A 20,251-nucleotide genomic window follows, 5' to 3' on the forward strand; every position below is an offset into this window, starting at 1 on the left:
CCTGTCGACATTTGGGCGGGAGGACTAAGCTGCTCCGCGGCATGGGTGCCTGTGGCTGATGGTCCGTCCCCATTCTACGGTTATTCTATATATGAAGCCTTTTCCGGGCTGACGATCGGGTTTCCCCTCGTCGGACAGGCGGTTTCCATGCGGCAGGAGACCACGCCGCGGCGCGGGGCGAATGATCGAAGATATGCGTGGTCCCGAGTTCTTCCTGCAGGTGCAGGTGTTATCGCGCCTGTTCCGGCGCTTCGAGGGGCTTCTCTGCTAGAGACAAGAGTTCCACGGCCGGCGCTCGGCAGGTGCCGCGCATCCGATCGCCTGACCGGTCCTGCGGCGTGCGGGAGAGCCATGCCGACGGTGCAGGACGACCGCCTGCAGCGGGGGATGCGCCGACGCCCCGCCCGGCAACGGGCGCGGCATGCCGATTGCCTCGGCGCGGGGGATCGCCTTGATTTCTATGCAAACTTTCGACATGCGCAACGCCCCCAAAGCGTGGGGTCCCGGAAGCAGGGCGATTCGCTGGCGCAGCGGGCATTGGTCCAAGTCGAATGTCATCCAAGGCCCTCAAGGCCGCGACCCGCAGGCATCTCATGTGATTTCGTTGAAGAAAAGGCGGCAGGCGAGAAGCCCCCAACGTGGCATAGCACGCCGGGTCCTTGCGGCGCGATATCCGGGCTGCCCAGGTCGGGGGCACAGAAAGCCGGCCGAAGCGGGCACCGTGAGCATCGCCAGCCATGCTCCGTCCCGCGCCACGCCAAGACCGCACCCCGCCTGAGCGCGCCGCTGATCCGAAACCGACGCCGGCCGCGCGCCCGGAACATAGCCGTCAGGATACGCCTGCCGGAAGCAGAGCGGGCAAGGAATGGGGCGGGGTCCTGCGTCGCGGGCCTGCGCTTCAGCTCAGCAGCCGCGCAAGATAGTTGCCGTATTGGTTCTTGGAGAACTTGCGCGCCTGATCGCGCAGCCGCTCGGCATCGATCCAGCCCTGGCTATAGGCGATCTCTTCCGGGCAGCCGGTCTGCAGCCCCTGGCGCTGCTCCAGCGTACGCACGAAATTGCCGGCATCCAGCAGGCTGGCATGGGTGCCGGTGTCAAGCCAGGCGAAGCCGCGCCCCATGCGCTCGACCGTCAGGCTGCCCTCGTGCAGATAGGTTTCCAACAGCGTCGTGATCTCCAGCTCGCCCCGGGCCGAGGGCCGCACCTCGCGCGCGCGGGCGGGTGCGCTGCCGTCCAGGAAGTAAAGCCCGGTCACCGCGTAATCCGAGGGCGGAACCTCGGGCTTTTCGATGATCGCGCTGGCCCTGCCCTGCTCGTCAAAAGCCACCACCCCATAGCGTTCGGGGTCGGCGACGCGATAGCCGAACACCGTGCCGCCCTGGATCCGGCGGTCCGCGGCCTCCAGCAGCAGCGGCAGGCCATGGCCGAAGAAGATGTTATCGCCCAGCACCATGGCCGAGGGGCTGCCGGCCAGGAAATCCTCGGCCAGCAGATAGGCCTGGGCCAGCCCGTCGGGCGAGGGCTGCACCAGATACTGGAAGCTGAGCCCCCATTGGCTGCCGTCGCCCAGCAACCGGCGGAACTGGTCCTGATCCTCGGGCGTGGTGATGATGGCGATCTCGCGGATGCCGGACAGCATCAGCACGGTGATCGGGTAATAGACCATCGGCTTGTCATAGATCGGCAGCAGCTGTTTCGACACGCCCATGGTGATCGGATAAAGCCGCGTGCCCGACCCGCCGGCCAGGATGATGCCCTTGCGGCGGCTGGCGGGAGTTTCGGATTGGGTCATGGTTTCAGCTCCTGCAAGACCTTGGCGAGACCGGCGCGCCAGTCGGGGCGACTGATGCCGAAATCCCGCAGAATGGCGGCGCAATCCAGGCGCGAATTGGCCGGGCGTCGGGCGGGGGTGGGATAGTCCGCCGTGGAAATCCCGGTGACGCGGCAGGAGAGGCCCGCCTGCGCCATGATCTCGCGCGCGAAGCCGGCCCAGCTGGTGTCGGGCGCCCCGGCGAAGTGATAGAGGCCGCCGCGCGCCGCATCGGCCCGCATGGCGTCCAGCATGGTCAGGCCGGCGGCAGCGATGTCGGCCGCCGGGGTCGGTCCGCCCTGCTGGTCGGCGACGACGCGCAGCTCGTCGCGCTCGGCGCCCAGCCGCAGCATGGTCCGGACGAAGTTCGCGCCATGGGCCGAGAACACCCAGGAGGTGCGCAGCACCGCCCATTGCCCGCCGGCAGCGGCGATGCCGCGCTCTCCGGCCAGCTTGGTCGCGCCATAGACGCCCAGCGGGCCGGTCGGGTCGGTCTCGGCCCAGGGCCGCTCGCCCGAGCCGTCGAAGACGTAGTCGGTCGAGAGATGCAGGAAGGGCACGCCCCGTTCCGCCGCCGCCCGGGCCATGGCGGCGGGCGCCTCGGCATTGACGGCGCGGGCCAGGTCGGGCTCGGATTCGGCGCGGTCCACGGCGGTGTAAGCCGCGGCGTTCAGCACCGCCGCACAGTCGGATGCCCGGATCGCCGCGGCGCAGGCGGCGGGATCGGTCAGATCGGCTTGGTCGCGGCCGAGGAATCGCGCCCCGGGCGCCAGCCGCGCCAGCTCGGTCGCGACCTGTCCGGTGCGGCCGAAGACCAGAAGGTCCTTCATGCCGTGCCGAGCCTTTCCCCGACCCCCTGCCGGGTCAGCAGCGGCCGCCACCACTCCTCGTTTTGCAGATACCATTCGACGGTGCGGGCCAGCCCCTCCTCGACCGTGACCGAGGGACGCCAGCCCAGCTCGGTGCGGATGCGGGTCGGGTCGATGGCATAGCGCCGGTCGTGGCCCGGACGGTCGGCTACGAAGCGGATCAGCCGGTCATGCGGCGCGGCATCCGGGCGCAGCCGGTCCATATGCCCGCAGATGGTGCGCACGAGGTCGATGTTCCTGGCCTCGTTCTCGCCGCCGATATTGTAGCTGCGGCCGATGCGGCCCTTTTCCAGCACCAGCAGCAGCGCGTCGGCGTGATCCTCGACATAAAGCCAATCGCGGATATTGCCGCCGTCGCCATAGACCGGGATCGGCTTGCCGTGCAGCGCGTTCAGGATCACCACCGGCACCAGCTTTTCCGGGAAGTGGAAGGGCCCGTAATTGTTGGAACAATTGGTCAGCACCACCGGCAGGCCATAGGTCTCGTGCCAGGCGCGGACCAGATGGTCCGAGGCGGCTTTCGAGGCCGAATAGGGGCTGCGCGGGTCGTAGGGCGTGTCTTCGGTGAACTGGCCGGTCTCGCCCAGCGAGCCGAAAACCTCGTCGGTCGAGATGTGGTGAAAGCGGAACCCCTCGGGCCGGCCCTGCGCGGTCCACCAGGCCCGCGCCGCCTCAAGCAGGTTGTAGGTGCCGGTCACGTTCGTCTCGATGAAGGCGCCCGGCCCGTCGATCGAGCGGTCCACATGGCTTTCCGCGGCCAGATGCATGATCGCGTCGGGCCGGTGCGCGGCCAGGATGCGGTCCAGCGCCGCGCGGTCGCGGATGTCGGCCCGTTCGAAGGCATAGAGCGGGCTGCCGGCGACCGGGGCGACGTTCTCGAGATTGGCGGCATAGGTCAGCGAATCGAGGTTCACCACCCGGTGCCCCCGCGCCACCGCCAGCCGCACCACCGCCGAACCGATGAACCCCGCGCCGCCGGTCACCAGAATCTTCATAATCTCGCCTCGTAATCAAAAGGCCCTTCATAGGTGAAAGGGCTGTCGAACTCGTCCAATGCCGGGGCGTCCGCGTCCTTGGCCGACAGGATCGGCCGGGCGCCGACGCCCCAGTCGATGCCGATACTGTCCCAAGCCACCGCCCCATCGCAATCCGGCGCGTAATGATCTGTACATTTGTAGAGGATTTCCGTGTCCGGCTCGCGCGTCACGAAACCATGCAGGAACCCAGGCGGAATCCACAGCTGGCGGCCGTTCTCGAAGGACAGCTCGCAGCCGGTCCATCGCCCATAGGTCGGGCTGCCCCTGCGGATATCGACCGCGACGTCGAACAGCCGCCCGCGTCCGCAGCGCACCAGCTTGCCCTGCGCATGCGGCGGGGCCTGGAAATGCAGCCCCCGCAGCGTGCCGGGCGCAGCGGATAAGGAATGATTATCCTGAACGAATTCCGGCAGATCGAGCCCCGCCTCGTGCAGGGTCCGCCGGTTCCAGCTTTCGCAGAAGAAGCCGCGCTCGTCGCCGAACCGCCGCGGAACGAGGACCAGCACGCCCGGAAGCGAGGTCTTTTGAATCTGCATCTGTCCCTACCAGATTTTGCTTCTCGCAAGGGTGCGTATGGAGGAACTCCCGAACGCGCACAAGCCGCGCCCCCGGCGCCAACCTATGCCTGCGGACGTTAAAATGCACGGGGAATAATGCGTGACTTGGCGGGGCCGGCCGGCGCTTTCTTGGGGCACCACCATCGAGCTGCCACAAGCGAAACCCGCAATGCGTTACCGTCACGTCGCAACCTATATCGGCCCGCAATCGCCCTTCGTGACCAATATCACGGACCTGAAGACCTTTGCCGGGCCGAATGGCCATGCCCTCTACAGCGTGACCCATGTCGGGGGCGGGATCGCCGCCTACCGCATCACCTCGGCCGACCAGCCGATCGAGATGATGGGCGCCCAGCCTCATGCCGCCGCGCTGCGCTATGCCGGCACCCCCGGCGCCAGCATCGTCACGCTGAACGGCGGCCCGGTGCTGTTCGGCACCGGGCTGCGCGAGGCGCTCGGCCACGGCATCCGGCTGGGGTCCGAGGGCGATTTTCGCGACGGCGCGCAATTGCTGGGGCCGGGGGGGCTGCCGGGCGACGTGATCCGGCTGGGGCAGTTCCAGACGCCGCAAGGCAGCTTCCTCTATTCGGCGCGCGACGGGCAGACCGCCTTCGACATCTGGCGCCTGGCCGGAGACGGCTCGATCAGCCATGTCACCCGCGCGGCGCTGCCGCTGGGCTCGGGCGTCCAGGGCACCGAGATCGACGACATGCTGGTCGCCAGGCTGGGCGACCGCAGCTTCATCGTCTCGGCCTCGGCCACCGGCAATTACGTCGCGGTGCAGATGGTCCATGCCGACGGCACGGTCGGCACGGCGCAGATGATCTGGTCCTATCGCGGGCTGGGCATGGACCAGCCCAGCCACCTGGGCACGGTCACGGTCAACGGCGTGACCTGGCTGGTGGTGGCCTCGGCGCAAAGCTCGTCGCTGACGACGATGCGGCTGACCTATGGCGGCGAGCTGCTGCCGGTCGATCACGTCATCGACGAGCTGACCACCCGCTTCGCCGGCGCCACCGCGCTTGAGACCCTGACCCTGGACGGCCGCGGCTATGTCTTCGTCGGGGGCGGCGACGACGGCATCAGCGTCTTCACCCTGCTGCCCGACGGCCGGCTGATGCACCTGACGACGCTGGTCGATACCGACGACCGGGCGCTGGCCGACGTCTCGGCCATCTCGGCGGTGGCGATCGACGGCAGGATCGCGCTTTTCGTCTCCTCCCGCACCGAAAGCGGCATCACGCAATTCGTCTTCGAGCCGGGCGGGACCGGCCTTACCCGGGTGGTGGGCGCGGGCCGGCAATCCGGCACCGAGGGCGGCGACATGATGCAGGCCGGCGCCGAGACGAGCAGCATGGACGGCGGCGCCGGGGACGACATCCTGATCGCCGGCAGCAATCCGGTGCAGATGACGGGCGGCGCCGGCGCCGACGTCTTCGTGCCGATGGAGGTCAACGGCAGGATCACCATCACCGATTTCGAGCCGGGCGTGGACCGGCTGGACCTGTCCTTCCTGGGCATGGTCCGCAGCACGGCGCAGCTGGTCTTCAGCCCGCAAAGCTATGGAATCAAGATCTTTTACGGAAATTCGGTAATCTGGATCATGACACGCGACAACACGATGCTCCAGGCGAGCGCCTTCGACAATTCGCTTTTCCCGGTCGCGCATTACGCGCCGCCCGACATGCGCACCGTGGTGGTCGGCACCGCGCGCAACGACACGCTGAGCGCCGGGCGCAACGGCTCGACCGTGCACGGCCATGCCGGCGACGACCTGCTGCTGGGCGGGCCGGGCAATGACATTCTGCACGGCGCGCTTGGCAGTGACACGCTGCAGGGGGGTGCAGGCAACGACACGCTCTATGGCGGGCAGGGCAACGACCGGCTGATGGGCGGGCCGGGGGACGACCGGCTGTTCGGAGGGCTTGGCAACGATACGCTGTTCGGCGGGCTTGGCAACGACACCCTGCGCGGCGAGGCGGGCAATGACGTGCTGCGCGGCGAAGGCGGCAACGACACCCTGATCGACCTGCTGGGCCAGAACACGCTCTGGGGCGGCGACGGCAATGATTTCCTGCAGACCGGCCCCGGCAACGACCAGCTTTACGGCGAGGCGGGCAACGACACCCTGATCGGCGGCGCCGGCTTCGACTATCTGTTCGGCGGCCCAGGCAATGACAGCCTGCTGGGCGGTCCCGGCAACGACACGCTGATCGGCGGCATCGGCAACGACTATCTGTTCGGCGGCATCGGCAATGACAGCCTGGACGGCGGCGCCGGCGATGACACGCTGTTCGGCGCCGAAGGCCACGACCTGCTGCTGGGCCGCGAGGGCAACGACGCGCTGCATGGCGGCCAGGGCCACGATACGCTTCACGGCCATCAGGGCAACGACCTGCTGCACGGCAATGAAGGCCATGACCTGCTGTTCGGCGGCATCGGCAACGACACGCTTTACGGCGGCCCGGGCAATGACACGCTGCATGGCGAGCCGGGCGATGACATGCTGGTGGGCGGTCCCGGCCACGACAACCTCTTCGGCGGCGCGGGCAACGACACGCTTTACGGTGGCGACGGTCACGACCTGCTGGAGGGCGGAGAGGGCGACGACGTGCTTTACGGCGAGGCCGGCAACAACACCCTGCGCGGCGGCGCCGGCAACGATTCGCTGCTGGGCCAGGCCGGCAGCGACTGGCTGCAGGGCGACGAGGGCAATGACACGCTCTACGGTTTCCGGGGCAGCGACACGCTGGAGGGCGGGCTGGGCGATGACCTGCTCAACGGCGGCGAGGGCGACGACCTGCTTTACGGCGGCCCGGGCCACGACACGCTGATCGGCGAGCGGGGCAATGACAGCCTGTTCGGCGAGGCCGGCGACGACCGGCTCGGCGGCGGCGACGGCCACGACCGGCTCGACGGCAGCGAGGGCGATGACACGCTGGAGGGCGGGCGCGGCGCGGATACGCTGATCGGCGGGGCCGGCGCCGATGTCTTCGTCTTTTCCGGCTTGGACAATCTGGACGGCAGCACCGACGTCATTCTGGACTTCACCCCGGGCGAGGACCGCATCGATCTTTCCGGGCTGAACCTGACCTTCATCGGCGGCGACGCGTTCTCGGGCGCCGGCCAGGTCCGCGCCGACTGGTCGACGCCCGATGCGCATCGGCTGCTGGTCGATCTGGACGGCGACGGCCGCGCCGAGCTGACCATCGAGCTGGGTGCGCTGGCGCAACTGGACGCCTCGGACCTGTTGCTCTAGCGTTCGAGCAGGTCGCGGTGGCTGCGCTCCAGCAGCATCAGGCCCAGCAGCAGCAGCCCGACCGAGACGCCGATCACCAGCTCGTGGCTGAGATAACGCGCCTCATATGTCGGATAGATGCCTTCGCGCATCAGGCCGACGCAATGGATCAGCGGGTTGAACCAAAGGAAATCCTGCGCCTGGCTGGGCATGAGGTCATAAAGAAAGAAGATGCCGGACATCAGGAACAGCGGCCGGGTCAGGATCTGCCAGACGCGTTCCCAGATCGGGAAGGCAGTCATCAGATAGCAGTTCAGCGTTCCGACCCCGACGCCCAGCAGCGTCACCAGCAGCAGCGCCTCGAAGACCGAGGCCAGGTTCACCACAACCGGCAGGCGGTAGATCACGAAGATCCCCGAGATCACCAGCGCGATCACCGCGATATGGGTCAGCGCGTTCAGCAGCACCCGCGCGATCAGCGCATCGATGAAGGTCACGCTGGGATAGGCCAGGAACGGCCGCGAAAAGCGGATCGACGAGGCGGTCTTGTTGGCCAGGTCGTTGAACATGGCGAAGGGCAGGAAGCCGGTGGCGTAGAACAGCGGGAAATTCGAGCCCAGCCCGGGGCTGGTCAGCGCCAGGCTGAAGATCACCGACAGCAGCGCCACCCCCAGCACCGGCTCAAGCACCGCCCAGACATAACCCCCGGCCGAGCGGCCGTAGGTGGTGGCCATCTCGCGCAGCATCAGCGCCGCGACGATCCGCGCCATGCGAAAGCGCGGCCCGTTGCGGGCGGGGCGCCGGCGACGGCGAATTTTGCGGGATTTGTCGAACATGTGAACGCAAATACTGGTCTTGGCAGCCGGCAATATGTAACAAATGCACGCAAAAGGTAAACCAGCGAAAGCGCCATTGCCGTGACCATCCCCTCTGACCCGGCCGGCGGCAAGCCCGGCCAGCCAGCCCGGCCGGCCGGCGATCAGCAATCCTCGGCGCGTCCCGGCCCGCATCCCGGCCAGGGGGGAATGGCCGGACAGGCGGCCCCGCAAGCCGCGCCGCCGCAACGGCCGTTTCAGGCCGTGCAGGCAGCCGGCCCCGATCCGCAGCGCCCGCCGGGCCAGCGGCCGCCCGGCCCTCCGCCCCGGAACCACCCGGCGCAAGGCCAGACCGGTCCGGGCCAACCCCCGCAGGGCCAGCCCGCGCGACCCGCGGGCGCGCCGGGACAGCAGCGCCCGATGGCGCAGGGCAATCACCCCCCGCCCGCCCTGCGTCCGCAAGGACCGGGACAGGGCCAGCCGATCCCGGTGCGGCCCATGCAGCAGGCCGTGGCGCAGCCCGGCCCCCGGACGATGCCCGGCGCGCCCGCGATCCCGGTCCAGCCGGTGCGCCCGCCCGTCGGCCTGGCCCGGCCGCGCCGCCGGCACTGGCTGATGCTGGCCTCGTTCCTGGCGCTGGTGGTGCTGCCGACCGCGGTCTGGGCCTGGTATCTCTGGGTCCGCGCCAGCGACCAATATGTCTCGACCGTCGGCTTCTCGGTCCGCAAGGAACAGGCGACGCCCTCGATCGACCTGCTGGGGGGCCTGGCCCCCTTCGCGGGCGGCACCGGCGCGTCGGACACGGACATCCTTTATGAATACATCCGCAGCCAGGACATGGTCGAAAAGATCGACGCCCGGCTGGACCTGCGCGCGCGCTTCTCGCGCGACTGGCCGCATGACTTCGTCTTCGCCTTCGACCCCGAGGACCATATCGAGGATCTGACCGACTACTGGCAGCGCCAGGTCAAGGTCCTTTACGACAACACCACCGAGCTGATCACCCTGCAGGTCAGCGCCTTCTCTGCGCAGGACGCCCAGGCCATCGCCGCGGCGGTGTTCCAGGAAAGCTCGGACAAGATCAACCAGCTTTCAACCATCGCCCGCGACGACGCCACCCGGCTGGCCAAGGCCGAGCTGGAAAAGGCCCGCGCCGAACTGACCGAGACGCGGCAGGCGATGACCGCCTTCCGCATGCGCTCGCAGATCGTCGATCCCGAGGCGGACCTGGCCGGGCAAATGGGCGTGCTGAGCGGGCTGCAGGCGCAACTGGCCGAGGCGCTGGTCGCCCATGACATGCTGCTGGACAATGCCCAGCCCACCGACCACCGCGTCACCCAGTCGCAGCAGAAGATCGACGCCCTGCGCCGGCTGATCGACGCCGAGCGCGGCAAGTTCGGCGCCGAGGGTCAGGGGCCGTCGGGCGAAAGCTATGCCCAGCTGATGGCCGAATACGAAAAGCTCGCCGTGGACCGCGAATTCGCCGAGGGCGCCTATCGCTCGGCCCGCATCGCCTATGAGACGGCGCTGGCCGAGGCGCAGCGTCAGGCCCGCTACCTGGCCGCCCATATCGAGCCCAAGGTGGCGCAAAGCTCGACCGAGCCGAACCGGCCCTGGCTGCTGGCCATGGTCGCGGGCATGCTGCTGGCCGGCTGGTCGATCCTGGTCCTGATCTATTACAGCATCCGCGACCGCGGCTGAGCCATGATCTGGCTGGAGAACCTGACCAAGGTCTATCGGCTCAAGGGGCGCCGGACCCTGGTCGCGGACAACATCAACGCGGTGTTTCCGACCGGGGCCTCGGTGGCGCTTTTGGGCCGCAACGGCGCCGGCAAGTCGACGCTGCTGCGGATGATCGCGGGCACCGTCTCGCCCACCTCGGGACGGGTGCTGTCGGACGGCACCATCTCGTGGCCGGTGGGTTTCATGGGCAGTTTCCACGGAGAGCTGACCGGGGCCCAGAACGTGCGTTTCGTCGCCCGGATCTATGGCGTGGACAGCGACGAACTGGTCGATTACGTCGAGGATTTCGCCGAGCTGGGCCAGCATTACCACCAGCCCTTCGGCAGCTATTCCTCGGGGATGCGCTCGCGGCTGGCGATGGGCACCAGCATGGGCATCCATTTCGACACCTATCTGGTGGACGAGGTCACCAGCGTCGGCGATGCCGATTTCCGCGCCAAGTCGCAGCGCGTCTTCAACCAGCGCATGGCCAGTTCGGGCGCCATCGTGGTCAGCCACTCCATGCCGATGATCCGCAACATGTGCACCATGGGCGCGGTGCTGGATCGCGGACGCCTGACCGTCTTCGACCGGCTCGAAGAGGCGATCGCCCATCACGAGGCCATCCTGCGCGTCCCGCCCGCCCTGGTCGGGGACTAGGCGGGACGGGGCGACGGTCCTGCGCGGATGGTAACGATGCGTCAGAACGGAAGAAGGGTTGAGCCCTCCGCCAAAGGGCGGAGGTGACGCGGCGCCCGCCGCGCGCTAGACGGGTCGAAACAAGGAGGTTTTCCATGGATACCAAGGCCCTGATCGCCGCCTATTACGACGCCTTCAACGCCGGCCGCACCGACGAGATGCTGGGCTATCTGCATGACGAGATCGAACATCACGTCAACGAGGGCGGCATCCGCCGCGGCAAGGACAAGTTCGCCGAATTCAACGCCCATATGACCCGCAGCTACCGCGAAGAGCTGACCGACATGGTGATCTTCGCCAACGAGACGGGCGACCGGGCCGCGGCGGAATTCGTGGTCAACGGCACCTATCTGGCGACCGACGAGGGCCTGCCCGAGGCGAAGGGCCAGAAATACGTCCTGCCGGCCGGCGCCTTCTTCACCATCCGGGACGGCAAGATCGCGCGGGTGACGACCTATTACAACCTCGCCGACTGGACGCGGCAGGTCTCGGCGTGATCCGCACCGAAAGCCTGACCGGGGATGCCGTGGCCTCCGTGCTGGACGATCTGGCGCGGCTGCGCATCGCGGTGTTCCGCGACTGGCCCTATCTCTATGACGGCGACCTGGAATACGAGCGCGACTATCTGCGCGCCTATCAGTCGCCCGGCGCCGTGGTGGTGGCGGCCTGGGACGGCGAGCGCATGATCGGCGCCTCGACCGGCGCGCCGATGGAGGATCACGCCGACGATTTCGCCGCCGCCTTCGCCGGCCGGCCCGAGCGGCTGGACGAGATCTTCTATTGCGCGGAATCGGTGCTTTTGCCGGACTATCGCGGCCACGGCCTGGGCCACGCCTTCTTCGACGGGCGCGAGGCGCAGGGCCGCGCGCTCGGCCGCCGCTACAGCGTCTTTTGCAGCGTGATCCGCCCGGCCGACCATCCGCTGCGTCCTGCGGACTATCGCCCGCTGGACGGGTTCTGGCGCAAGCGCGGCTATGCTCCGCTGCCCGGCGTCGTGGCCGGGTTCGAATGGAAGGACATCGGCGCGGACGCGCCGACCCGCAAACCGCTGCAATTCTGGATGAAAGAACTGTGACCCGGACCGTCAAGATCGCCGCCGCGGCCTATCCCTTCGACTGGATGGAGGATTTCGACGCCTATCGCGCCAAGATCGCCGCCTGGGTCGAGGACGCAGCCGATTGCGACCTGCTGGTCTTTCCCGAATACGGCGCGATGGAGCTGGCCTCGCTGGGCGGGCGCGAAGTGGCCGGCAACCTCGAAGCCTCGCTGCACGAGGTCGCCCGGCACGAGACCGCGCGCGACGCGCTGCATGCCGAGCTGGCGGCGCGGCACGGGCTGCATATCCTGGCCGCATCGGGGCCCTGCTTCGAGGGGCCGCGCCCGGTCAACCGCGCGGTGCTGTTCGGCCCCGGGGGCCGGATCGGCCATCAGGACAAGCAGGTGATGACCCGCTTCGAGCGCGAGGACTGGGACGTGGTCGGCGCGCCGGGCCTGCGGGTCTTCGACACGCCCGTGGGGCGGCTGGGCGTGCTGATCTGCTATGACAGCGAATTTCCCTTGCTGGGCCGGGTTCTGGCCGAGGCCGGGGCCGAGATCATCCTGACCCCCTCCTGCACCGACACGGTGGCGGGCTTCAACCGGGTGAAGATCGGCGCCATGGCCCGGGCGCTGGAGAGCCAGTGCGTCGTGGTGCAGGCCCCGACGGTGGGCGATGTGGACTGGAACCCGGCCATCGACGAAAACCGCGGCGCGGCGGCGATCTATGCGCCGCCGGACGGGCTGTGGCCGGAAAGCGGCGTGCTGGCCGAGGGATTGATGGACGTGCCCGGCTGGGTCAAGGCGCCGGTCGATATGGATCTGGTGGCGGAAAGCCGGCGGAACGGGCGGGTGCTGCCCTTTGCGCATTGGGGCGAGACGGCGGGAGTGCGGGTGGTGGAATGAGGGACGGCGCGCAACGCGCGCCTCATTAACCGAATCTTGTGATCTGCTGTTGGAGGATGCCGCGCGGCATATGAGGTTCCCGGCATGAACATGATCCACACGGAAGCCTATCGAACTGCCTTCAGCGCCTATCTGCGCAAGGGCACGCCGATCCCCCTGTCTCTGAAGCAGGCAGGGACCACGGCACGGTATGTCTGGCGCTGCCAAGGCGACAATTTTGTGCGACCGGCACATCGTGCCAACGATGGCCGCGTGTTTGCATGGGACAATCCGCCTGATACCGGCCATCCGGGCGAGGATTACAACTGCCGCTGCGCGGCCGATCCCTATATCCTTGGCGAGACAGAGTTCGCGTTTCACGAATTCACCTCGGACTTCCCGTCCGGCCCGGCTCTGTTGCACAAATCCCGTCAGGGATTCAGATCGTGAATCCAGGGTGGTAGCTGTGATGTATGAGCAGACCCACACCGCCAACCTACAGGACCAGAAACTGGCCAGCCTACAATGAAGCGCTCAAGCGCCGGGGCTCGCTGACGATCTGGTTCGACCCCGAGATGAGCTGGGATGCCGTGCCGACGGGGAGGCGTGGCCGCCAGCAGACCTACAGCGATACTGCCATTCAGAGCTGCCTGACGATGAAGGTGCTATTCGGCATGGCGCTCCGGCAGACGACCGGGTTCGTCGAGAGCCTGCTGCGTCTGGTTGGCCTCGACGGGACGGTGCCTGACTTCAGCACACTGTCCCGCCGCCAGAAGACCTTGGCTGTGAACATCCCGTATCGCGGCTCCAAAGGGCCGCTGCACCTGCTGATCGACAGCACAGGAATCAAGGTCGAGGGCGAAGGCGAGTGGCACGCTCGCAAGCATGGTGGCCCCAAACGGCGGGTCTGGCGCAAGATCCACCTTGGGATCGACGAGGAAACGCTAGAGATCCGGGCTGTCGAGATCACCGGGAGCAACGTCGGCGATGCGCCGATCCTACCTGACCTTCTCGACCAGATCCCGGAGGACCAGGAAATCGGTAGCGTCACGGCAGATGGCGCCTACGACACGCGCAAGTGCCACGATGCGATTGCAGATCGCGGAGCCCATGCCGTCATCCCACCGCGCAGGAACGCGAAGACCTGGAAGACCATCACCGCTGGAGCCGTCGCGCGCAACGAGGCCCTCCGGGCGTCCAGGTATCTCGGCCGCACCCTGTGGCGACGATGGAGTGGATACCACCGCCGGAGCCGCATCGAGACGAAGATGCATTGTGTCAAACTGCTGGGCCAGCGGCTCATGGCAAGGGACTTCGACCGTCAGGTCGCCGAGTTCCAGATCCGCATCGCCGTCCTGAACGGCTACACCGCGCTCGGCATCCCGGTCACGGAAGCTGTAGGATAAGTCTGTCCGGGGAGGGGGTAACCGCGCCCATCACCTGAGTTATGCAACAGAGCCCCATCATCTGCTTCTGCTTCCCGTCTTTCTTTTCCTGCTCTGGGCGGCGGTCGCGGGGGTGCAATGGGTCAGGCATGCACCCAAAAGCGTCACCCTGCCAAATGGCATGATGCTCAAGCTGCAATATTATTTCCCCCGCGCTCCGGTCGCGCTTTTTGCCACGGATGGCAGAACGATCCTTGCCCGCAGGCTTGAATTCCTTTGCTTCAACGATCGCTATGTCAGGGTCACGTCCTACAAATTCGGTGATTCCGGCATTTACGACGCCCAGACCGACGCCAAGGTCCGGGAAGAGCAGTATGACACTGTTGCGCGTGAGCTACGCTCAGGGAGAGGAGGATGCAACGGCTATTACACCGGCCTCCTCGGAGCTGTTTTTCTGCTCGATGGCCAAAAATTCCCGTTCCTGCCGCCTTGCGAATGGCGAAACCTCGACAATCCGGCATTGAAAAACCGCGCTTGGTTCGCCCGGCCCTGCAAGGACGGATCAGGGCGGAAACCGCCCGCCGCATCCGACACGAACAAGGCGGAGGCGGACGGCCGCCCCGGACCCTAGCCTAGTCGCCCTCGCTCGGCTCGGCCGGCACCGCCCCTTCGGGCGTCTCGGCGCCCTCGGGTACAGCGCCCTCGGCCGGAACGGCCAGCCGGTTGTCCTCCCACTCGCCCGAGGCGACCTGGCCGGTGGCATAGCGCATCACCCCGGCGCCCTGGCGCTTGCCCATCACGAAATGGCCGGTATAGACATCGCCGTTGGCATAGGTCGCGACGCCCTCGCCGTCGATCTCGCCTTCCTTCCAGCTGCCCTCGTAGCGGAAGCCGTCCGGCGCGATGAGCCGGCCCTTGCCGTGCCGCAGCCCGTCCACGAAGGAACCGTCATAGGTGGTACCGTCGGGATAGGTCGCCTGTCCCTGCCCGTGCCGCTGCCCGTCGCGCCAGGCGCCGTTATAGACATAGCCGTCGGGATAGGTCATGCGGCCCTGCCCCTCGTTGCGGCCGCGCTTGAAGCCGCCCTCGTAGACCAGGCCGTTGGCGTATTTGGCCACGCCCTGCCCCTCGATCACGCCCTCGACCCAGTCGCCGTCATAGCTGGCGCCATCCGGATAGGTGATCAGCCCGCGCCCATGCGGCAGGTCGTTTTGCAGCGCCCCCTCATAGATCGAGCCGTCGGGATAGGTGATGCGGCCCAGACCCTCCATCCGGCCCTCGACCCAGTCGCCGGTATAGACATAGCCGTCGGTGCCGGTGAAGGTGCCGACGCCCCAACGCTTGTCGGCGCGGAAATCGCCCTCGTAGCGGTCGCCATTGGCATAGGTCGCCACGCCCTTGCCCTCGCGCTTGCCATTGGCGAAGCGGCCCTCGTAGCTGTCGCCCGAAGGCTGGGTCAGCTTGCCCTGCCCGGCCATCTGACCCGCCGACCAGCCGCCCTCGTAATTCAGCCCGTCCGCCATGGTCAGCTTGCCCTGGCCGGACCGCTGGTTCGCCTTCATCTCGCCTTCATAGGTGGCGCCGTCGGGATAGGTGATCTTGCCGAAGCCTTCCTTGACGCCGGCCTTCCAGTCGCCCTCGTAGCGATAGCCGTTCGGCTGGGTCAGCACCCCCTTGCCGTCGTGCAGCGCGTTCAGGAAACCGCCCTCATAGGCCGAGCCGTTGGCGTAATGCGCCACGCCCTGCCCGGTGATCTGGCCGTCCAGCCAGTCGCCCTCGTAGCTGCCGCCATCGGCATAGGTGATCTTGCCCTTGCCATGCGGCTTGCCGCGGGCAAAGGCGCCCTCGTAGACCGAGCCGTTGGGGAATTTCGCCACGCCCTGACCCAGGATCTCGCCCTCGACCCAGTCGCCGGTATATTCGTAGCCCGAGGGCAGCGTATAGGTGCCGCGCCCGTGCTGCTTGCCGTTGCGGAAGGTGCCCTCGTAGACGCCGCCGTCGTCATATTGCTTGGTGATGACCGCCTGGGCACCGGCCATGCCCGCGCCGGCAAGGATCACCGCGCAGGCGACAAGGGCTGCCTTCATGGGTGCTGCACTCCGCCTCGTTGCTGCTTTTGGCATCGGTTTATCGCAAGGGGCGCGCCGGCGCAAAGCCCGACTTTTCCTTTGCCGCGCGCTGACCTATCAACGGGGGCAAGATCCGGTAAGGAAGCGCCATGACCGACACGTTCCGCATCACCCTTGGACAGCTGAACCCGACCGTGGGCGACCTGCCCGGCAACGCCGCCAAGGCGCGCGAGGCCTGGGCCGCGGCGCGCGAGGCCGGCGCCGACCTTCTGGCCCTGCCCGAGATGTTCATCACCGGCTACCAGACGCAGGACCTGGTGCTGAAGCCCGGCTTCACGCAGGAGGCCATGGCCCATATCGTCGATCTGGCGCGGGACTGCGTGGACGGCCCCGCCATCGGCATCGGCGGCCCCTATGCCGAGGAGGACCGGCTTTACAACGCCTATTGGATCCTCAAGGGCGGCAAGGTCGTGGCGCGGGTGCTCAAGCACGAATTGCCGCACAAGCAGCTGTTCGACGAATGGCGGCTGTTCAATGTCGGGCCGATCTCGGGGCCCTACAGCCTGGACGGGCTGCGCATCGGCAGCCCGATCTGCGAGGACGCCTGGTGGCCCGAGGTCTGCGAAACGCTGGCCGAAACCGGGGCCGAAATCCTGCTGGTCCCGAACGGCAGCCCCTATCACCGCAACAAGCTGGACCTGCGCATGGGCCATATGGTCGCCCGCGTGGTCGAGACCGGGCTGCCGCTGATCTACCTGAACTCGGTCGGCGGGCAGGACGACCAAGTCTATGACGGCGGCAGCTTCGTGCTGAACCCGGGCGAGGATGGCGGCGCGGTCAAGGTCATGCAGCTGGCGCCCTTCGACGAGATGCTGGCGCATGTCGATTTCACCCGCACCCCGCAAGGCTGGCGGGCTGTGCCGGGCCGGATGGACCACATGCCCGACGAGTGGGAGCAGGACTACCGCGCCATGATGGAGGGATTGCGCGACTACATGCGCAAGTCCGGGTTCCGCAAGGCGGTGCTGGGCCTGTCGGGCGGCATCGACTCGGCGCTGGTCGCCACCATCGCCAGCGACGCCATCGGCCCCGAGAACGTGCGCTGCGTCATGCTGCCCAGCGAATACACCTCGCAAGCCAGCCTCGATGATGCCGCCGATTGCGCCGGGCGGCTGGGCACGCGGCTGGACACCGTGCATATCGAGGGCGCCCGCGACGCGGTGGGCGAGGCGCTGGCCCATCTGATGGAAGGCACCCAGCCCGACGCGACCGAGGAAAACATCCAGTCCCGGCTGCGCGGCGTGATGCTGATGGCGCTGTCGAACAAGTTCGGCGAGCTGCTCTTGACCACCGGCAACAAGTCCGAGGTCGCGGTCGGCTATGCCACGATCTATGGCGACATGGCCGGCGGCTACAACCCGATCAAGGATCTCTACAAGACCCGCGTCTTCCAGACCTGCCGCTGGCGCAATGAAAATCATCGCGACTGGATGCTGGGCCGCGCGGGCGAGGTGATCCCGCCGCAGATCATCTCGAAGCCGCCTTCGGCCGAGCTGCGCCCCAACCAGAAGGACCAGGACAGCCTGCCGCCCTATGAGGTGCTGGACGCGATCCTGGAAGGGCTGGTCGAGAAGGACCTGGCGCTGAAGGACCTGGTCGCGCAGGGATTCGAGCCCGAGACGGTCAAGAAGGTCGAGACCCTGCTTTATGGCAGCGAATGGAAGCGATACCAGGCGGCGCCGGGGCCGCGCATCTCGACCAAGGCCTTCTGGCTGGATCGGCGCTATCCGCTGGTCAACCGCTGGCGCGACCGGCTCTGACCGGCAGCGCGCGTGACCTTGCGTCACGATCGCCGGGAAGCCCGGGCACCCGTATCCGGCGATCATGCGCAAGATGTTGAAATAAAAAGATCTATATCTGCTATTGGCCGATAACCTGCCCATTTCGACAGGTTAATAAAGTTTTATTCATCTTCTAGGTCGTGTTGACAAAAGGGATTCCTCTGGCAGTCGTCCTATGATTCAAGCTCATCTCTACGTGGGAGATGAACTTGGCACGCAACCTGATATCCGACGATGAGTGGACCTTCTTCGAGGGCTTCATTCGTGCCGTCCGGCACCCTAACGGGCGGAAACCTGCGGACCATCGTCTTGTTCTGAATGGTATATTCTGGATCGCAAGGACTGGTGCGCCATGGCGCGATCTGCCCGAAGAGTTTGGCAAGTGGTCCTCGGTCTACCGTCAGTTCCGCCGCTGGACTTTGGCGGGACTGTGGGAGGATATCCTGGATGCGCTGAACCACGCTGGGATCGCGCCAGACAAGCTCCAGATGGTTGATAGCACTGTGATCCGCGCCCATCATCATGCGGCGGGCGCAAAAGGGGGACTCCGAAAGAGGCTCTTGGCCGTTCGAGAGGTGGCTTCTCGACCAAGATCCATCTCCGCGTCAACGGCGCAGGCCTCCCGATGAGGACCGAGATCACGCCGGGGCAGGATTCCGACTACACCGGCTATGATATGGTGATGGCCGACAACCTGCCGCAACCAGCAGTTCTGGTCGCCGACAGGGGCTATGACTCTGATAAAATTCGGGAAGACATCGAGAGCCGCAACGCCCTGCCCATGATACCGATGCGAAGGAACCGAAGGGTGCGCAAGGCTGTCGACATGACCATCTACACCCTGCGCAACATGGTCGAGCGCTGCTTCAACAAGCTGAAAAATAGCCGCCGCCTTGCAACCCGCTACGACAAAACCGCCGAAAGCTTCCTTGGCTTCGTCGACGTCGCCTGCATCAGGCTCTGGCTCCGCCATTTGTCAACATGACCTAGTTAGCCGGTGAGGCGCGGGCATGTGTTCTTCCGCCCTCTTTTCCATGCACGGGTCGGCGTCGCCGGTCCGGAATGGCGCAATGGTTGAATGTGTCTCTTGTGCCCTCATGTGCGGGGGCCTGTTAACGATTAGGGTCTGCCATGCCGACGACGACGTCGATCCGTGTCATCTATCTTGGAACGCATCGGGATCTGGATCCCGATGAACGCTTTCTGGGCGCCGAGCGCGCCGCGGAACTGGTGGGCTCGACCTTCGGCAGCGCCGACCGGCCGCTGGCGCGCGAGATCAACGCCATAACGCTGCATGACGGCAATGACGACGGCGCGATTTCCTTCGACAACCGCTTCGGCGTGGCCTCGGGCGAATACGGCATCCATGACGGCGTGCGCCATTACGCCGATTCCGGGATCATCTATCGCGGCACCGTGACCTATACGGACGGCACCAGCGCCCGCAATGTGCAGCTGCGCATCCTGCAGGACACCGACGGCAACCTGGTGCTGGTGCCGCCGCCCGCCACGGCCGCGCAGGCCGAGATCGACGGCGTCACCAGCAAGCCGATCCAGTCGATCACCCTGACCAGCTATGTGCGCAGCGATTTCGACCGGCTCGACACCTCGCGCTACGGGCTCGAAGGCGCGCCGGCCTTCATCTGCTTCCGCCACGGCACGCTGATCCTGACCCAGCGCGGCCAAGTGCCGGTCGAGGCGCTGCGGATCGGCGACATGGTCGTCACCCGCGACCATGGCGCGCAGCCGCTGCGCTGGATCGGCTCGAAGCCGGTCGAAAGCGCCTTGCTGCGGACCTTCGAGAAGATGCGCCCGGTGCGCATCCGCGCCGGCGCGCTTGGCTCGGGCCTGCCCAGCCGCGACCTTTACGTCTCGCAGCAGCACCGCATCCTGGTCAGCTCGAAGATCGCCGAGCGCATCTGCGGCGCGGCCGAGGTTCTGGTCGCGGCCAAGCACCTGACCGGGATCGAGGGCATCGAGCTGGTCGATGATTGCGAGGCGCTGACCTATTACCACCTGCTGTTCGACCGGCACGAGATCGTCTGCTCGGAAGGCGCGCTGACCGAATCGCTGTTCACCGGCCCCGAGGCGCTGAAATCGGTCTCGCCCGAGGCCCGTGCCGAAATCCTGGCGCTGTTCCCCGGACTGCTGTCCGAGAGCGGCGCGCGCGAGCCCGCCCGCCGTCTGGGCAACGGTCGCGAGGGACGGCAGCTCGCCAAGCGCCATGCTGCCAACCGTCGCGCGCTGCAACCGGCGCTTTCGCGCTGACGCCCAAGGCCCCGGACCCCA

General features: G+C 67.0%; 18 protein-coding genes. 12 read left to right on the plus strand and 6 right to left on the minus strand.

Features of this window, described 5'->3' with window-relative positions:
• Positions 1-898: 898 nt before the first annotated feature.
• Genes rfbA through rfbC form a run of 4 tightly spaced genes read right to left on the minus strand, consistent with a single transcriptional unit; the run spans position 899 to position 4,252 of the window.
• The gene (rfbA, locus tag LOS78_RS15820; protein WP_230377445.1) at positions 899-1,792 is read right to left on the minus strand and encodes a glucose-1-phosphate thymidylyltransferase RfbA; all 894 of its coding nucleotides are present in this window, start codon (positions 1,790-1,792) and stop codon (positions 899-901) included.
• Positions 1,789-2,640 carry a dTDP-4-dehydrorhamnose reductase gene (gene rfbD / locus LOS78_RS15825; RefSeq protein WP_230377446.1) on the minus strand — a complete coding sequence of 284 codons (852 nt, stop codon included), beginning with the start codon at positions 2,638-2,640 and terminating at the stop codon, positions 1,789-1,791. Before rfbD ends, rfbA begins: the two co-directional genes overlap by 4 nt.
• Complete coding sequence (gene rfbB / locus LOS78_RS15830; protein WP_230377447.1) at positions 2,637-3,674, minus strand: dTDP-glucose 4,6-dehydratase; 1,038 nt, start codon at positions 3,672-3,674, stop codon at positions 2,637-2,639. Before rfbB ends, rfbD begins: the two co-directional genes overlap by 4 nt.
• Positions 3,671-4,252, minus strand: coding sequence for a dTDP-4-dehydrorhamnose 3,5-epimerase (gene rfbC / locus LOS78_RS15835; RefSeq protein WP_028713220.1), 582 nt, complete (start codon positions 4,250-4,252; stop codon positions 3,671-3,673). The genes rfbB and rfbC overlap by 4 nt, the downstream gene beginning before the upstream one ends.
• A 190-nt stretch (positions 4,253-4,442) precedes the next feature.
• On the opposite strand from rfbC, the gene LOS78_RS22040 reads away from it, so the two are divergent.
• Complete coding sequence (locus tag LOS78_RS22040; RefSeq protein WP_305802566.1) at positions 4,443-7,532, plus strand: calcium-binding protein; 3,090 nt, start codon at positions 4,443-4,445, stop codon at positions 7,530-7,532.
• On the opposite strand, the gene LOS78_RS15855 is transcribed toward LOS78_RS22040, so the two are convergent.
• A complete protein-coding gene (locus LOS78_RS15855) occupies positions 7,529-8,281 on the minus strand; it encodes an ABC transporter permease (RefSeq protein WP_028713218.1) in 753 nt (250 codons plus the stop codon). The genes LOS78_RS22040 and LOS78_RS15855 overlap by 4 nt on opposite strands.
• A 465-nt stretch (positions 8,282-8,746) precedes the next feature.
• Here LOS78_RS15855 and LOS78_RS15860 point away from each other — a divergent pair, with 465 nt between their 5' ends.
• The 8 genes from LOS78_RS15860 (at position 8,747) to LOS78_RS15895 (ending at position 14,683) form a co-directional block, all read left to right on the plus strand.
• Positions 8,747-10,027, plus strand: a complete 1,281-nt coding sequence (locus LOS78_RS15860) for a capsule biosynthesis protein (protein WP_230377448.1) — start codon at positions 8,747-8,749, stop codon at positions 10,025-10,027.
• 3 nt (positions 10,028-10,030) lie between these two features.
• Positions 10,031-10,708, plus strand: a complete 678-nt coding sequence (locus LOS78_RS15865; RefSeq protein WP_028717048.1) for an ABC transporter ATP-binding protein — start codon at positions 10,031-10,033, stop codon at positions 10,706-10,708.
• 134 nt (positions 10,709-10,842) lie between these two features.
• Positions 10,843-11,244 carry a ketosteroid isomerase-related protein gene (locus tag LOS78_RS15870; RefSeq protein WP_028713215.1) on the plus strand — a complete coding sequence of 134 codons (402 nt, stop codon included), beginning with the start codon at positions 10,843-10,845 and terminating at the stop codon, positions 11,242-11,244.
• On the plus strand, positions 11,241-11,822 hold the full coding sequence (locus LOS78_RS15875; protein WP_028713214.1) for a hypothetical protein: 582 nt from the start codon (positions 11,241-11,243) through the stop codon (positions 11,820-11,822). The genes LOS78_RS15870 and LOS78_RS15875 overlap by 4 nt, the downstream gene beginning before the upstream one ends.
• 44 nt (positions 11,823-11,866) lie before the next feature.
• The gene (locus LOS78_RS15880) at positions 11,867-12,688 is read left to right on the plus strand and encodes a carbon-nitrogen hydrolase family protein (RefSeq protein ID WP_230378532.1); all 822 of its coding nucleotides are present in this window, start codon (positions 11,867-11,869) and stop codon (positions 12,686-12,688) included.
• Positions 12,689-12,772: 84 nt separating this feature from the next.
• Positions 12,773-13,117, plus strand: a complete 345-nt coding sequence (locus LOS78_RS15885; protein WP_230377449.1) for a phage minor head protein — start codon at positions 12,773-12,775, stop codon at positions 13,115-13,117.
• A 23-nt stretch (positions 13,118-13,140) separates the two neighbouring features.
• Positions 13,141-14,073 (plus strand): IS5 family transposase, encoded by a 933-nt coding sequence (locus LOS78_RS15890; protein ID WP_230375481.1) that lies wholly within the window; start codon positions 13,141-13,143, stop codon positions 14,071-14,073.
• Between the two features lie 160 nt (positions 14,074-14,233).
• The gene (locus LOS78_RS15895) at positions 14,234-14,683 is read left to right on the plus strand and encodes a hypothetical protein (protein WP_230377450.1); all 450 of its coding nucleotides are present in this window, start codon (positions 14,234-14,236) and stop codon (positions 14,681-14,683) included.
• A 1-nt stretch (position 14,684) separates the two neighbouring features.
• Here the strand turns inward: LOS78_RS15895 and LOS78_RS15900 are convergent, their stop codons facing one another.
• Positions 14,685-16,139, minus strand: a complete 1,455-nt coding sequence (locus tag LOS78_RS15900; protein WP_230377451.1) for a 2-isopropylmalate synthase — start codon at positions 16,137-16,139, stop codon at positions 14,685-14,687.
• A gap of 131 nt (positions 16,140-16,270) precedes the next feature.
• Here LOS78_RS15900 and LOS78_RS15905 point away from each other — a divergent pair, with 131 nt between their 5' ends.
• The 3 genes from LOS78_RS15905 to LOS78_RS15915 all read left to right on the plus strand — a co-directional run bounded on the left by LOS78_RS15905 (position 16,271) and on the right by LOS78_RS15915 (position 20,230).
• Positions 16,271-17,941: an NAD+ synthase gene (locus tag LOS78_RS15905; RefSeq protein WP_028717051.1), complete on the plus strand. Its 1,671-nt coding sequence runs from the start codon at positions 16,271-16,273 to the stop codon at positions 17,939-17,941.
• Between the two features lie 224 nt (positions 17,942-18,165).
• Positions 18,166-18,947, plus strand: a protein-coding gene (locus LOS78_RS15910) for an IS5 family transposase (protein WP_085999836.1) whose coding sequence is annotated in 2 segments (ribosomal slippage) — positions 18,166-18,508 and positions 18,508-18,947 — 783 coding nt in all. Because the reading frame shifts where the segments join, the coding sequence is not laid out codon by codon here.
• Positions 18,948-19,093: 146 nt separating this feature from the next.
• Entirely contained in the window at positions 19,094-20,230 is a 1,137-nt protein-coding gene (locus LOS78_RS15915) for a Hint domain-containing protein (protein WP_230377452.1), read from the plus strand.
• Positions 20,231-20,251: the final 21 nt, after the last annotated feature.

The sequence above is a fragment of the Paracoccus sp. MA genome (assembly GCF_020990385.1).
Classification (GTDB): domain Bacteria; phylum Pseudomonadota; class Alphaproteobacteria; order Rhodobacterales; family Rhodobacteraceae; genus Paracoccus.

Bases quoted from the DNA above. Each gene is read 5' to 3' on its own strand.
- rfbA (WP_230377445.1), bottom strand. From the start codon at position 1,792: ATGACCCAATCCGAAACTCCCGCCAGCCGCCGCAAGGGCATCATCCTG.
- rfbD (WP_230377446.1), bottom strand. From the start codon at position 2,640: ATGAAGGACCTTCTGGTCTTCGGCCGCACCGGACAGGTCGCGACCGAG.
- rfbB (WP_230377447.1), bottom strand. From the start codon at position 3,674: ATGAAGATTCTGGTGACCGGCGGCGCGGGGTTCATCGGTTCGGCGGTG.
- rfbC (WP_028713220.1), bottom strand. From the start codon at position 4,252: ATGCAGATTCAAAAGACCTCGCTTCCGGGCGTGCTGGTCCTCGTTCCG.
- LOS78_RS22040 (WP_305802566.1), top strand. From the start codon at position 4,443: ATGCGTTACCGTCACGTCGCAACCTATATCGGCCCGCAATCGCCCTTC.
- LOS78_RS15855 (WP_028713218.1), bottom strand. From the start codon at position 8,281: ATGGCGCGGATCGTCGCGGCGCTGATGCTGCGCGAGATGGCCACCACC.
- LOS78_RS15860 (WP_230377448.1), top strand. From the start codon at position 8,747: ATGGCGCAGGGCAATCACCCCCCGCCCGCCCTGCGTCCGCAAGGACCG.
- LOS78_RS15865 (WP_028717048.1), top strand. From the start codon at position 10,031: ATGATCTGGCTGGAGAACCTGACCAAGGTCTATCGGCTCAAGGGGCGC.
- LOS78_RS15870 (WP_028713215.1), top strand. From the start codon at position 10,843: ATGGATACCAAGGCCCTGATCGCCGCCTATTACGACGCCTTCAACGCC.
- LOS78_RS15880 (WP_230378532.1), top strand. From the start codon at position 11,867: ATGGAGGATTTCGACGCCTATCGCGCCAAGATCGCCGCCTGGGTCGAG.
- LOS78_RS15885 (WP_230377449.1), top strand. From the start codon at position 12,773: ATGAACATGATCCACACGGAAGCCTATCGAACTGCCTTCAGCGCCTAT.
- LOS78_RS15890 (WP_230375481.1), top strand. From the start codon at position 13,141: ATGAGCAGACCCACACCGCCAACCTACAGGACCAGAAACTGGCCAGCC.
- LOS78_RS15895 (WP_230377450.1), top strand. From the start codon at position 14,234: ATGATGCTCAAGCTGCAATATTATTTCCCCCGCGCTCCGGTCGCGCTT.
- LOS78_RS15900 (WP_230377451.1), bottom strand. From the start codon at position 16,139: ATGAAGGCAGCCCTTGTCGCCTGCGCGGTGATCCTTGCCGGCGCGGGC.
- LOS78_RS15905 (WP_028717051.1), top strand. From the start codon at position 16,271: ATGACCGACACGTTCCGCATCACCCTTGGACAGCTGAACCCGACCGTG.
- LOS78_RS15915 (WP_230377452.1), top strand. From the start codon at position 19,094: ATGCCGACGACGACGTCGATCCGTGTCATCTATCTTGGAACGCATCGG.